Source organism: Niallia sp. XMNu-256, assembly GCF_036670015.1.
Classification (GTDB): Bacteria; Bacillota; Bacilli; order Bacillales; family Cytobacillaceae; genus Bacillus_BD.
The window spans coordinates 1,745,057-1,758,886 of the sequence record NZ_CP137636.1 but is presented as its reverse complement, the minus strand read 5'-3'; the positions used below and the strand labels follow the sequence as shown (position 1 = coordinate 1,758,886).

At 35.4% G+C, this 13,830-nt stretch carries 11 protein-coding genes and 1 pseudogene; 3 read left to right on the top strand and 9 right to left on the bottom strand.

The window, feature by feature from the left end:
• Positions 1–374: 374 nt before the first annotated feature.
• A complete protein-coding gene (locus R4Z10_RS08925; protein WP_338472826.1) occupies positions 375–1,241 on the top strand; it encodes an amidohydrolase family protein in 867 nt (288 codons plus the stop codon).
• Positions 1,242–1,449: 208 nt separating this feature from the next.
• Here the strand turns inward: R4Z10_RS08925 and R4Z10_RS08920 are convergent.
• The 4 genes and pseudogenes from R4Z10_RS08920 to R4Z10_RS08905 form a co-directional block, all read right to left on the bottom strand.
• Positions 1,450–1,545, bottom strand: a pseudogene (locus R4Z10_RS08920) (hypothetical protein); the annotation flags it as partial.
• A 703-nt stretch (positions 1,546–2,248) separates the two neighbouring features.
• Positions 2,249–2,728 carry a spore coat protein GerQ gene (gene gerQ / locus R4Z10_RS08915; RefSeq protein WP_338472825.1) on the bottom strand — a complete coding sequence of 160 codons (480 nt, stop codon included), beginning with the start codon at positions 2,726–2,728 and terminating at the stop codon, positions 2,249–2,251.
• 23 nt (positions 2,729–2,751) lie between these two features.
• Complete coding sequence (locus R4Z10_RS08910) at positions 2,752–3,171, bottom strand: cell wall hydrolase (protein ID WP_338473201.1); 420 nt, start codon at positions 3,169–3,171, stop codon at positions 2,752–2,754.
• A gap of 490 nt (positions 3,172–3,661) precedes the next feature.
• Entirely contained in the window at positions 3,662–4,672 is a 1,011-nt protein-coding gene (locus R4Z10_RS08905; RefSeq protein WP_338472824.1) for an NERD domain-containing protein, read from the bottom strand.
• 325 nt (positions 4,673–4,997) lie between these two features.
• On the opposite strand from R4Z10_RS08905, the gene R4Z10_RS08900 reads away from it, so the two are divergent.
• Together R4Z10_RS08900 and R4Z10_RS08895 are read left to right on the top strand one after the other, a co-directional pair.
• Positions 4,998–5,492, top strand: a complete 495-nt coding sequence (locus R4Z10_RS08900) for a PD-(D/E)XK nuclease family protein (RefSeq protein WP_338472823.1) — start codon at positions 4,998–5,000, stop codon at positions 5,490–5,492.
• Complete coding sequence (locus R4Z10_RS08895) at positions 5,473–6,189, top strand: hypothetical protein (protein ID WP_338472822.1); 717 nt, start codon at positions 5,473–5,475, stop codon at positions 6,187–6,189. The genes R4Z10_RS08900 and R4Z10_RS08895 overlap by 20 nt, the downstream gene beginning before the upstream one ends.
• Positions 6,190–6,468: 279 nt before the next feature.
• Here the strand turns inward: R4Z10_RS08895 and R4Z10_RS08890 are convergent, their stop codons facing one another.
• The 5 genes from R4Z10_RS08890 to R4Z10_RS08870 all read right to left on the bottom strand — a co-directional run bounded on the left by R4Z10_RS08890 (position 6,469) and on the right by R4Z10_RS08870 (position 13,377).
• Entirely contained in the window at positions 6,469–7,500 is a 1,032-nt protein-coding gene (locus R4Z10_RS08890; RefSeq protein ID WP_338472821.1) for a hypothetical protein, read from the bottom strand.
• A 1-nt stretch (position 7,501) separates the two neighbouring features.
• Complete coding sequence (locus tag R4Z10_RS08885) at positions 7,502–10,060, bottom strand: AAA family ATPase (protein WP_338472820.1); 2,559 nt, start codon at positions 10,058–10,060, stop codon at positions 7,502–7,504.
• A gap of 181 nt (positions 10,061–10,241) precedes the next feature.
• Positions 10,242–10,604, bottom strand: a complete 363-nt coding sequence (locus R4Z10_RS08880) for an HIT family protein (RefSeq protein WP_338472819.1) — start codon at positions 10,602–10,604, stop codon at positions 10,242–10,244.
• Between the two features lie 24 nt (positions 10,605–10,628).
• Entirely contained in the window at positions 10,629–13,058 is a 2,430-nt protein-coding gene (locus R4Z10_RS08875) for a DEAD/DEAH box helicase family protein (RefSeq protein ID WP_338472818.1), read from the bottom strand.
• Positions 13,051–13,377, bottom strand: coding sequence for a nucleoside triphosphate pyrophosphohydrolase (locus R4Z10_RS08870; RefSeq protein WP_338472817.1), 327 nt, complete (start codon positions 13,375–13,377; stop codon positions 13,051–13,053). Before R4Z10_RS08870 ends, R4Z10_RS08875 begins: the two co-directional genes overlap by 8 nt.
• Between the last annotated feature and the right edge of the window lie 453 nt (positions 13,378–13,830).

Here is a 13,830-nt window from a genome sequence, read left to right as displayed (position 1 = left end):
CTATGACCGTTATTTATACGGTCTTTTTTATATTCAGCCTTTTTACATTCAAATCATATACTGCCTTAAAAAACATCTTCTAAATGCCAAATACAAAGTTGTTTCCTCTATTAGGCCCAGGCTCAGATCCCTTCCGTCTTGAACTTTGAAGAGCAATGATCTCCCCATCGATTTCCCGATTCACGACTTTATTTTTTAAAATGGAAAGCTTCCGATAAAAATCTCAAATAAATTTAATCATCTGAGCTGGATTCCCAATTGCCTCCCTAAAAACCATCATCTATTGATATCATATTTAATATAATTTTATAGTTATTGATATGTGGAAGCATCCTGAAAAAAAAGGTTAGGTTCATTCGAAGGAGAAGATGAATATGATCGTTGATTGCCATTTTCATGTAGATGAAACGATGTTGACATTAGAAAAAATGATAGAAGGAATGGATCAAAATCACATAGCGAAAACGGCCTTGATTGCTCCCATGAATGAAACGATGTTTGATGTAGATAGCACCATTCAACATCATGTACAAAACCTATTTCGTTTTCTCATCCTCCGTGTCCCTCCTATGGGATTCAGTATTTATGATAGACTGGTTCGCGATGGATTTTTCCACCTTTATGGCCAGTCATACAAAATCTTTGCAAAACCGAACAATAGTCTTGTAGCTCGGGCAATCGACCGATTTCCAGAACGTTTTCTAGGATGGGCAGCCGTAAATCCTAAGATTCCTGAATCCATGGAAGAAGTTGAACTCTTTCTCAAACAACCCGGTTTTATTGGAGTCAAAGCACATCCATTTATGCATCAATATTCGATCAGGGCACTTGATCCTGTTGCAGCAATGTGTGAAGCAAAAGGCATTCCGTTGCTCATTCATCTATCATCAGAAAGAGATTCATATAAATATTTACCTGAACAATACCCTAAACTGAAGGTCATATATGCTCATGCCGGTCTCCCTTTTTGGAGGAAACTATGGAAATATGCAACCAATCAACCTAATGTATATGTTGATACCTCAAGTGATTATCTGACCCCCTCTATTGTAAAAGAGGCCGTGAAAGTTCTAGGCTATCGAAAAGTTCTTTTTGGCTGTGATGGACCCTATGGGATGAAACAATTTAATCAATATGATTATGGCGAAAAGAGAAAATGGATCGATTCACTTTCAATTCCTGATTATAAAAAGGAATTTATACTAGGAAAAAACTTTATGGAACTAATTGATTCATCCTAAGCTAGTCCTTGACTCCTCTATAAGAACAGTTCTTTCTCTGTAATTTGCAGTTACTGTCCCTTTCGGAAACAAAGGGACGGTTTCATATCTTACGTTTCCATAAGTTTTCCAATTTGTTAAAATGGAGTGTTGTTCTTTAATCTATCTAATAAGTATGGGTAACTTGCATTTAACAATGGATCCTTTCAATTGCTCTTTGGATTTTCATTCAAGACCAGTGCCTCGCAATCTTTTCAAAATAATTTTTTGTTAACTTCATATCCGTTCTACGAAGGATATAATCAAGAAGTACATTCATTACCTCGTCACTAAGTCCGGCTTACTTAGCTACCATCTCTACCATTTTTAAGTCAGATTCAGATCTGAAGCCTCTACACCAATATCAGTTAAAAATTATCTAGAGCAATAGATGAATATATTCATTTTTATAATCATGACCGTTATCAAAAAGACTAAGCTGCCTTAGCCCTATGGAATACAGAGCTAAAGCAGCTTAGAACCTTTTTATTATTTACACGGTGTTTTTGACAGGGTGCAGTTTAGAACAAAGTGCCCCCTCCTCTTTGACTTCTTCAAAGTAATTGAAAATAGAAATGTTTTCTGTGATTATGTTTGCATTCTAAGGATCATTTTTCCCCGTACATGACATCCTTTATATTCCTTCAAATCAGCAGGTAATTCTTCACAGGGAAACACTTCTTTTACCATCGGATGGAGTGCTCCATTTTTAACTCTTTGGATTAATCCCCTGGAAATAAATGCCAAGTTTTTTCTCGCCTGAATGGAAGCACTGCTAGGGCTGCACCTAAAGTAGCCTCATGAATGGAAGACGAGAGGGAATGGTGAATTTTCGATAAGTCGGGGCTACCTGCGATAAACACCAATTGTCCCGAGAATGTCAATCGTTTAAGTCTTCTGTCGCTTAAGCAGAACCGATTGTATGAATCTTAAATCCACCCGCTCATTTTTCTAAAAGGAAGTAAGCGGGTTTTTTACGTTCTATCAACTCATTCCGATGTCGTCAGGGACGACTGAACTTCCGGACTAATTTCCGCCAGAGGATAGTTTATTTGTTCATCAAATTCTACCCAGTCGAGATTTGACATCAGTAGCAAGTAGCGTTTGCCGCTGGACGGGTCGCTGATGATGATGTGGTCACGGCCAGCTGTTTCTATGCGCCCGTGGTAAACCATCGCATTCCATTTGTTGTTACCTTGGTAAGTAAAGTAGAATGTACCAACCTTACCTTTGTTGAAGCGTATGATATTTTCAATAAATGATTCTTGCCTCACACCTCCTAACGGGACCGTTGGGACGGCAAACGAGGGTCCAGAATGCATAGTCATCGGGAAGCCTCCAGGTTGTGCTCCAGGGGGCATCGTCGACGGGAAGCCCCCAACAGGTTGTTGTGTGCTTCGCACCATTGAATTTGGATAATAACCAGGATAATAATTCATTGGATAATAATTACAGTCTTCGCAAGTCATGAGAAGATTCACTCCTTTTTCATTTATCTATAAAACTCTGGGCAGTAGCCCGGTACACCGACATAGAAGCAATGATTCCTGTGTGCATAAACAAACTGTGTCATAGGTGATCTTGGCATCGTGGCGGTACAAGGAGCTCGGTACTCTCTCCCCGGACTGGGGTTAAAAAACCACAAACTCATTCTGGAACGAGGTTCCCTATCGCCATGCAACAAATTTCTAGCCCTCCGGAGGTCATCTTCTTTAGGACGTTGTGTATATAATGATCCATTTAAAACGGGCTCAAAGTGAGGAATGTCAGTTCCTGGAATCGTTTGATAGATCGCATGTCTGATATTGCGCAACCCTTTGAAGTCAGGAGCACAGTCAGCCTCGACCCGATTGGCCACAACTGTACCTACCATGTTCATCCCTTCGACTCCTTCACCGAGCGCTTCCGCCATCATGAGCCTCGCTAACTCCTCAACGTCACGTGAAGTATGTTTTATTCGTCTCCCCATGTTCTCACTCCCTTCGGCTTATACATGTAACTTATTACTCCAAGCTAGTTTTGGTAGCTTGCCTATCAGCCCAAATATTGCACTTTACAAAAGCATTCGCTCAAAAAATGTTTATAAATCCATAGATTATAAATTCTATTTACTACAGTTTTCTTTCTGAATTTTGAAATCTCATCAAGATTTACATATATATCTATGATCGAAGTAGCTTATTGGCACTTAAATATAAAATTATATTTAGGATAGAAATCAAATAGGTCATTTAACAATTGGAATCGCTATGACACATACACTCATTTGTTACCAAACATGCAAAAAGAAGCCGCTCAACAATTTGAGCGACTTCTAAAATAATTTATATCGGTGGATCAAAATGTGATCAAAGAAGATATTTTCGCTAGGCGGCAGATTCTTATACTTTATTACAATAAATTTATCGATTAATAATAGAAATAATTTCATCCCCATATTGTTCCACTTTTTTATCTCCAAAACCCTTGATTTTCCGAAGTTCATCTTTAGACTTAGGTTTCATCTTAGTTAATGTATCCAGCATTTCATTTGTAAAAACCATAAATGCCTTTTTATTCTCTTCTTTAGACTTTCGTAACCGGTATTCTTTTAAATCATTATATAAATCAGATGGAGGTAAGTTCATAACAGGGTCTTCTTTTTGAAAATCACCTTCTGTTAAAGAATATTTCGCCATATAGTCATAGGTAATCGGCTTATGATGGTCCATTAGAAAATTAGCAATTTGATACATATATTTTTCCAGCATGTTCTTTTCGTTATTTTTATCATTTAATTCTCTATTTAATAGATTGACTATTTGATCATACTTATATATAACGTTACTAATTTCCTTGGGAGCCTTATCTTTCTTTACAATTGTTTTCGCATTGGCAATCACAACAGCAGATTCTATAGGTAATGTTCTAATAACCCCTTCATTTATAAGAATTTCCTTTAATATATTTACGTGACGTTTATTTTGAGAAATGGGACTATACATCCCCTCTTTCTTAATGATTTTTCCATAACCATTTTTTAAGATCCGAATAAAATCTCCATCCGAATTTATTTCAACATCTCCACTTAACTTTTTTGTTTCTATAACATAGATATATTTACTGGTAATGACAATAAAATCAAATTGAGCAGCATAACCATTGTATTCCAGTCTTATATCATGCAAACATAGCATAGGAATAAATGAATTTTTCAATTCATAATAAACATTTTGCTCGCCATCCATACCATATTTCAGTAAAGCAATATCTTTATCAATTAACTTCTTTTTATTTGATTTAACTCTATCGGAAAGTTCAATTAAGTCCATTAATTGTTGATTTTCTCTTTCAAAGTCTTTTATGAAAATTGGCCTAGTGATGGCCTTTTTGCCATTCATTAGACGATAGACTGCTTTGTCTAGTAAACTCATGCTTTTTCCTCCTTTAGTCAAGTATATAAAAGTCTAATTTTGTTAACCTTTAAGTCTTGTGTTCATTACCAAACATTAGACACAGTACAATGTTACCATAATATTCCATGTTTTTTATATAATGGGTAAAAAGTATCTATAATACTAAAATTCCCTTAAAATAATGCATTTTCATCTTCTGGAAGGAGGAGACTGAGAATAAAAAGTGGGTTATAACTACATAGATCTATACATTATTTTTCCCTGGCGTTTTAGCGGTTGTCCCGCTTATATGGAAAAGTTATTTAAAGCACGATAAAATTATTATCGAAAGGAAGTGAACGATATGCTAGAAGAGGATAGAAAAGCCATCGAAGATTTTCTCATGGATGTTGATATTTTAGACAGGCTAGAAGCTAAGATATCTAACTTCAATATTTTTGAAACCTTAGGTATTGTGAATGCTGAAATTAGGCATAGCAATGTGATTGCATGGCTAATGACTCCAAATGAAACTCATGGATTAGACGATGTTTTTATCAAAAAGTTTTTACAAGAGGTGTTGTACAATCACCGTAATAATATACAAAATTTAAAAATAGATTTGTTCCAAATTTCACTGATGGATTATCACAGTTTTCGTGTTCGCAGAGAATGGAGAAATATTGATTTACTTATTTTCTCTGAAGAATACAAAATGGTTATTGTTATTGAAAATAAAATCTGGAGTAAAGAATCTAAAACTCAGTTAGAAAAATACCACACAATTATCCAAGATGAATTTCCTGACTATCATAGGATCTTTTTATTTTTAACACCACATGGAGACCGGCCAAAGTGATGAAGAAAACTGGATTAGTATCGATTATCATTACATAATAGAAGCTTTACAAAAATCAATTTCTTTAAAAAGTAATAATATCAGTGTTCAAGCAAGAACATTTATCGATCACTATTTAGAGATTTTGAGGAGGTATATTGTGGGAGATAAAGAATTAGAGAGAATATGTAGAGAAATATACTTTAAACATCAAAAAGCGCTAGATTTAATTTTTGAATACAAACCTGATATTTATTCAGAAACATCCGATACTGTAATGCAAAAGTTAAAGCAATTTCCAAATATTATTCTAGATGTTTCAAATAAAACCTATACTCGATTTACTACTACAAAATTAGATGGTGTCATACCTGCCAAAGGGAGCGGTTGGACAAATACAAATAGAATCCTGTTATTTGAAATCCAAAATAGAAATGATAAAGTTGTTTTAAAACTAATCATTGGTCCAGGAGACAATACAGTTAGAAATCACCTTTATGAGATCTGTAATCAGCAAAAAGACAAATTTAAAGGGAAATCAAATAAATTAGCTAACCAATACACACAAATCTTTGCAAAAGAACTGATTTCAAAGTCATTTTTTGAACAAAACGATATAAATGACATTAAAGATAAAATCAACAGTGAGTTAGATAGGTTTCTAACGAAAGATCTCATTACACTTGAAGGTCTTCTAATAGATCATTATTCTATTTAGGAAGAAGGCTCTGAGAAATCTTAGTCGTGTGATTGAACATATTTAAAGGGAATCCTTTTAAACTGAGGCTTCCCTATACTTCTGAAAATGTTCCTAATTATTATTTAATAATAGTTGTGACTCCTATTCTGTTAAAAATTTTTATGACTTAATTCTTTTACCCACTTTTTAGGCTATACTGATAAATTCCATCTTTATTTTAATTGAAAAGTTAAACTTCCTACACTAATTAAAATTGGCTAAAGGTCTTCTGCTGATTTTCTCCTTCCAAATCATTCACTATTGCTCAACTAACAACGTTATTAATCTCTTATAGATCTTCCTCCAAGAATCACCCAAATTTAAAGTAATCACCTCCATCGTCATCCGTTCTTCCCACTGATAGGTTTCATTGACCTCCACCCCATTAAATGGATAAATCAAAATTCCTCTTAGATTTAACTCTTTCGACTGATGCATTAAATAAGTAAACAGTTGGTACATATTGTGACTATGGAACGAAGACTTGCCAAAATGCTCTTGAAAAACATTTTTATAAAACTTAGCATCTATGATGATCTTTTGTTTCCCGTTTTTATGTAGTAAAGAGATGTCTGTTTTCATGGATGGTAAGAGTGTTCGATCTCCATCCAGTTTCCATTGAATCACCTCTGAATATACTCGATATTCCTGCTGCTCGAAACGATAGAAGTTCAACAAAAACTTTTCAAAGATCGAATTCAATGAGCTTTCATTCAGCACTGCAGAAAACAAACTCCAATTCCCCTGTTTGTGTGATAACAAAGTCAAATCATACAATAATCGGGCAAGATGAATCATTCTTCGATAATGCACATTATGTCTTGTGAAATAAACACTGCTGAAGCTTTCCGCCGTTAACGGTGGTGTATCTACTTCAGCAAGATAATCGAGATAAGTAAAACTTCTGATCCGTGTCTCTTCTTTAACATAACGATTTTTACATATTCCTTGAAGAGTGCTTTTCATGATTTGATTAAGTAAAATATTGGCTGTATATTGATCCTTTTCACATACAACAACGGGCTGTCTCGCCAGGATATAGGGCATCGACTCACTCATCATTACTCGTCCACCTAATCTACTGGTCGATTCAGTAGAAGCTACATAATCCTTTACAAATCCACGACGGTTTAGTTTTACTACCTCTGTTAGAAATTGATTCACGATGAAATCATACGTAATCAAGTCTTCATCCACATCATTTAAACTTTCAATTAGCTCAATGCTATCATTCACATAGCTAAGCATACAGAATAAATTCCGAATCGGTACTTTGAATTGTTTTTCCATTTTAAATTCCCTCGATCATTGATTTAACAATCTCTGGCCGATCAAAGAAATACTCTTCTAACAATGGCTTAATTTCATAATTTATGATTCCTTCATACCATGTTTGTTCACTCATATTTTCAGGCTTCGTGGTAAAAAAGGAATGACCAATAGCATAGCCTCTACCCAATTGAAAATCCTTAATGATTTCTGTATTGATCCTCTCAACTGCATATAGAATACGCTGGATCATTTCATCCGAAACTCCCATTTTTTGAAGATGAAGACTCCATTTTTCATTAAAAGAAGGTTCTAGTGTGACAAAGGCAAAACGACGGCGAAGAGCCACTTCTATTTGGGCTAAGGAACGGTCAGCCGTATTCATCGTTCCAATCAAGTACACATTACTCGGTACAGTAAATTTCTCTTTAGAATAACCCATTGTGACATACTCATCGCGTTTATCTCGTTCAATTAACATGAACAATTCTCCAAAAATCTTGGATAAGTTTCCGCGATTAATTTCATCAATCACAAAGAAATAAGATTCCTCTGGATTCCTAATTGCCTCCTCACAGAAGTCATAGAAGATCCCATTTTGAAGTATAAAGCCTTGTTCAGTAGGTCGATAACCCATAACAAAATCTTCGTACGCATAGTTTTGATGAAACTGAACGATTTCTACTCGGTTAGTGTCTTTTACACCCATCAAGGAATAAGCCAGCCTTTTGGCCACAAACGTTTTTCCAACTCCAGGCGGTCCTTGTAAAATAATATTTTTCTTATAATGCAGTAGGTTTAGAATGGTTTCATATTGGGTTTCATCCATAAATACTTCTTTTAAAAAGTCATCTTTTGTGTATGTTTCAAACGTTTCAACGATTGTCGTTGGATCAATTGCTTCAATGGCTGCTTTTAATTCGGATCTCAATTTCCAGAGAAAGTGACCGTTATTAATTGTTTCGCCAGTAAAAAGCACACTCCAATAACTATTTCCACCATCATTCCGTTTAGGTGGATTTTGATTTGTCGCTTGAAGTATACGTTTAGCAAGCTGAACAACCGGAGAATTAAAAGAGGAAAAATGCTTGTCCAATGCCTCCGCTAATTGTGTCGCAGTGGCTTCCCCTCCTAGTTCATACATCTTATTGATATAAACCAAATCAAATGGTTGAAAGATGTCATCTCTTTGAAGAAGCTCCATCCAGGTTTCTTTGCTAATTTCATGTTCTAGCTCGTAAGGTTTTGTCGTTTCTTTCACATTGTTGGAACTCTTAAATTGATCTAAGACGCCTACCATCTTTTGATGAAAATCATTATATGTAAACGATTCTACGTTAGAATAAATCGTTAAATCTGATTGTCCATTATTAGGATGCTGATCTCCATACAACAAGCCATATCGAATTCCTTTTTCATCGATTGTAACAAAAAATTGTGGAGCTGTACGGTGACTGCTATGTTCTGTAGGATAAACAGCAATCCAACTCTCTGAACAACCAAAATTCTGATTCCAGTTAAACCCATTCAAGACTTTGTCTTCTACAAAGGTAAAATCTTGAAACTCTTTCATATTACGAATCGCACTATGAATTTTACGAAGTTCTTCACGTACTTTCTCTTTTTTATCTGCATAAAAGAGCTCAAATAAGATAGAGAAATTATTCCATGCTTGTAATATATTTGTTTCATATCTTACTTTTACTTCATTTTTAATCTTTTCTAATTCATCTATATCAATCGTACCTGTCTCAATGATCTTATCAACTACTAAAAAACGAATCTGATTGATTTTTTCAGTTTTCCGATACCTTTCTCTAAGCGATAACAATTGCTCTTGATCTAATTCCATTATAGTTTCTAATAACTTGGACGGTTGGTCCTTATAACCTGCCAATTCTGATGCTAATCGATATAAATAGACAACAGCACTTTCCACGTATATTTGTTTATATTGAGTACTGCAGAAAAAGAAATCTTGAATATCTAACATCGATAATTCAGGATCAGTCTTTTTAAAGTAATCTAGAATAATCTGGCATATATGTATAAAAGCTTCATAATTGTTACCTACCGTACCTAACTTCATATCGATCCCATAGGATTTTTTTAAATCCGTAAAAACTTCTTGTTTATATAATGGATATCTCTTGTAATCCTTAGCCGCAAAAAGATAACCAAATAGAGGCGCACCTAAAGAGATATTAGGATTATACTGTTTTCCTTTTTCACGAAAGGCTTCAATTCGCTGTTCAATCGGTAATGTTGAATCGTATAATTGATTCATTAACTGTGCGACTTCTACCGGTTCATCCTCAGCATACTTCACCAAATCTGCCGTATTACTCCAATGAACAAAACTACCTGAAGTTGGATTTTCTTTTTGTATTTTTTTCACGATGTCAACAACCGTTGAATCATTAATTTCTTGTCCCTTTATAAATTCATTAAGTCCCATTAATATTTCCTGTTTATAGAACTCATCATAAAGCTCTGTCTTTTTAAAGGCTAAATATTTTTGAAAAGTTATATCTATGTATGAATCCTTTAATAATCTAATTTGTAGATCCTTCTCATTCAATTTTTTACACCTCTCCAATTAAATCATCTACATACCTTCTCTTCTTTAATATTAACCTACCCCCTACCATAAAATGGGCTTGGAACTGTCTAATTTCATTAATTCACCTTAAATTACATAAACTGTAAAAGCACTTTAAACACGGTTCTTCTTTACAAACAATAGTTTTCTTTCTAACTATTTAATATATCCTTTTTTCCGGTATTACCCCTCTCACCCCACCACGCGGGTCCTCCATATCACCGCTATATCGAGGAATGAGATGAACATGCACATGAAAAATCGTTTGACCAGCAACTTCCCCACAATTAATTCCTATATTGTAACCATCCGGTTCAAATTGCTCATCCAACACTTTCTTTCCTTGAAAAATCAGCTGATCGATCGCAACCCTCTCTTGCTCCGTCAAATCAAAATACTGCTCAACATGCCTTTTAGGTATGATGAGCAGGTGTCCTTTATTAACGGGATATTTATCATAAAAAGCTAGAGCAAGTTCATTCTCTAATACAACATCACTAATCTTACAAAATATACAATTCATAACCATTCCCTCAATACATTGAATTTATTTACCCGCTCTCCGCTCAAAATACCAATGAAGGCGATATTCACAAATCTGCCATGTCCATTGATACAACATCTCCCGATCTTCCTCTAAAATATCAAAAGTTAGTTGAAAAACATTATTTTCAAATGTAATTAATCCCTTCGAACTACCGCTCCACTTAGTCATGGGCATTCTTGATATTAAACGACTAACCTTCGCCTCGTTGTATTTCCATAGCTGCTTGCCAGATTTATCAGATAGATCGGTGTTTTTACGGTACTCTTCTTCCGTTAAAAATTTATGAAAACCAGGAGCTGCTTCTGTTGGTGTAATGGGCTCAAACCAATGATCAGCACCCCGATTAAGCATGACCTTGAGAACAACCATCTTATAACTTTTACTCATATCTGTTTTTTCGACTTGTACAATCCAAGGTTCGTATCGTCTAAAAACCTCTTGTTCTATTTCTGTTAGTTCACCCGCCCACAATAGAAAGCCCAAATAGGAGTTAAATTCCTGTTTGTAAATAGAAGAATCTGAGCCACCCTTTAAATGCAATTCCTTATACGTAGGCCTTCTGCCCAGTTCCTGCTTTAATGCCATATAATCATCGTACAGTTTCTGTTTTCGTGGTTGCCCTTTTCTAGCCATTTCTTTTAATAAGTTAATAACTTTTACGTCCAAATCAACAGAACAAAATTGTGGAACAGTTGGCTCGACCATCCTCTTTTTCTTTTTAGTATCTGGATCTGTATCAAACACACTTAATTTAATATCCGCATTTCGATAGTTTCCAATCAAATCAATAATGACACATTTTTCTTTATCGTTATACAGCCGCAGTCCACGACCAATTTGTTGGGTAAAAACGGTTAAGGATTCCGTTGGCCTTACAAAAAGAAGTGTATCAACCGCTGGAATATCGACACCTTCATTAAAAAGATCCACTGTGAAAATGGCATCTAGTTCCCCTTTTTCTAACATCTTAATTGCTTTATCCCGACTCACATCCACTTGCTTCGAATGCAATGGAACAGTTTTGTACCCTTGCTTGTTAAAAAAATTGGATAAAAACACAGCTTGACGGATTGATGAACAAAAAACAAGCGTCCGTGTTTGTTTGTTCGTTTCCCATGCTTTTATAATGTTTTGTGCCATTTCTTCACGTAATTGGACCTTTAACAAATCATCCTCTGCATAGCGAGTTCCAAGCCAAGTTAACTGCGAATAATCGGTATCGTCATATACCCCTACATAATGGAATGGTGCCAGCCATTGCCTTTGAATCGCTTCCAAAAAGTCAATTCGATAGGCAACATTCCCATGACAAAGAGCATAAACATCTTTATTATCGTTCCGATCAGGGGTTGCTGTAATCCCTAGTAGAAACTCAGGTTTAAAATAATCCAAAACCCTTTGATAAGTATTTGCAGCAGCATGGTGAAACTCGTCAATGATAATTAAATCAAATGTATCAGACTTAAAAATTTCTAGATGCTGCTTCATACTTAACGTGGCAATTGAAGCAAAAATACACTGGGCTTCTGCATCCTTAACCCTGTCATTATAAATGCCACCTGTCCGTTCGGGCATGATCTGCTTGAAAGACTTCTTTGCTTGATACAAAATCTCTTCACGATGAGCAATAAAAAGAATCCGTTTAAATTTCCTCGCAAAAAAACCGGCCAAATACGTTTTCCCCAATCCAGTAGCCATCACAACGAGGGCACTATGATATCCCTCTTCTAGCGTCGTTTCCAATTGTTGGAGTGCTTCAGGTTGAGCAAAGCGTGGCCTGATTTCTCCATAAGCTGGAGTTTCCTCTTTAACAATCTCAGCTTCTGAATTATCATGATCATCAACTGGCAACATTAATTCAATTTCTTCTAACTCTGTCCAAGTTTTGACTAAGTTATGATGCTTTTGATGATACTGGGCATAATGATCACGGTAATTCTTTATCGTCTCTTCATTCACAGGTATTGTCTGATCACTATGAAATATATCCTCTAAAAATATTTTCACAGCCGAATCATAGGTTTCAGGTCCACTATCTTTATCCATCGAAAGATTCCATTCCACTCCTGATGTCAATGCTGAACGAGAAAGATTGGAGGAACCGACAATCAGCGTTCCACTATCATTAAATTGGAAAATATATGCCTTCGGATGAAAGGAAGTTCCATTACTTTGCCATAATCGTACCTCTATTCTAAGATGAATATCCTTTAAAGCCATTAATGCCTCTGGCTGCGTAATAAAAAGATAATCTCCAGTACATATTTTTATATCCGCACCCCGCTCAGCTGCTTGCTTTAATGAATCACTCAGGATATCTACTCCAGATTTCATCGCAAAGGAAGTCAGAATGTAAATACTGTTTGCACGATCTATCTCTTTAAGGAGATGATCGACTAATCGTTTGGTAATCAGTTCAACCTTAGTCATCTTTTACCTCTATTAAAAATACCCTGTCGGAAAACCCGCCTCTGCTTTCGGCTTTAGCCACTCGTCGTTTTTCTACTTCATCAATGGATGAGCCATGAGTTTCCGCCAATGCATGAATGACTTCAAGTAGATCCGCTAACTCTTCTAAAGCTTCTTCATTCGTCTCCGCATTCAAATATTCTTGTAATTCTTCTTCGCTTTTTTTACGAAGTTCCGTTACATATTCTTCATGATTTAACGTCTTCATAATTGGCTTTCTTCCAGCATCTAAAATAATTTGTTTCATATGATCACGAACTAATTTGTTATGAACCGCCATGTAAAATCCTCCGTGTAATTGATTGATTTTATTATAGCAAAAACAAAAACCTTCTTATTCTTTATTAGGAACGAAGATTTTTGACTTGTGAAACAGAGAAAAAATAAGATCAATCCTCCCGCTGCATTTATGCTTTGACAGACTGGAGAACTGACTGCTCATACCCTTATACCAAACTATTCATTCTGAAACGCCGGGACGGTTTTCGTGTTTTAGCCTACCAAATTTGATTTTGGCTACTAAAGAGCCAGAGCTCGAAACATAAAATAACCAATGAGAAATTTAATTTTTATAGTATTTTTGAAACATTAGAACCGCTCTACGTTCTATTAAATTTACTAGTTGACCAATTATAAGCAGTAAAATCAACGTCGCCATGCCCCTGTACTGTTCCCTATATATATAATAAAATAGCCCGCAGCATCATTCTTTAATTCATTTCTAAAAATACTT

Excerpts from the sequence above, each read along its gene's own strand:
- R4Z10_RS08925 (WP_338472826.1), top strand. The coding sequence starts at position 375 with ATGATCGTTGATTGCCATTTTCATGTAGATGAAACGATGTTGACATTA.
- gerQ (WP_338472825.1), bottom strand. The coding sequence starts at position 2,728 with ATGACTTGCGAAGACTGTAATTATTATCCAATGAATTATTATCCTGGT.
- R4Z10_RS08910 (WP_338473201.1), bottom strand. The coding sequence starts at position 3,171 with ATGGCGGAAGCGCTCGGTGAAGGAGTCGAAGGGATGAACATGGTAGGT.
- R4Z10_RS08905 (WP_338472824.1), bottom strand. The coding sequence starts at position 4,672 with ATGAGTTTACTAGACAAAGCAGTCTATCGTCTAATGAATGGCAAAAAG.
- R4Z10_RS08900 (WP_338472823.1), top strand. The coding sequence starts at position 4,998 with ATGCTAGAAGAGGATAGAAAAGCCATCGAAGATTTTCTCATGGATGTT.
- R4Z10_RS08895 (WP_338472822.1), top strand. The coding sequence starts at position 5,473 with ATGGAGACCGGCCAAAGTGATGAAGAAAACTGGATTAGTATCGATTAT.
- R4Z10_RS08890 (WP_338472821.1), bottom strand. The coding sequence starts at position 7,500 with ATGGAAAAACAATTCAAAGTACCGATTCGGAATTTATTCTGTATGCTT.
- R4Z10_RS08880 (WP_338472819.1), bottom strand. The coding sequence starts at position 10,604 with ATGAATTGTATATTTTGTAAGATTAGTGATGTTGTATTAGAGAATGAA.
- R4Z10_RS08875 (WP_338472818.1), bottom strand. The coding sequence starts at position 13,058 with ATGACTAAGGTTGAACTGATTACCAAACGATTAGTCGATCATCTCCTT.
- R4Z10_RS08870 (WP_338472817.1), bottom strand. The coding sequence starts at position 13,377 with ATGGCGGTTCATAACAAATTAGTTCGTGATCATATGAAACAAATTATT.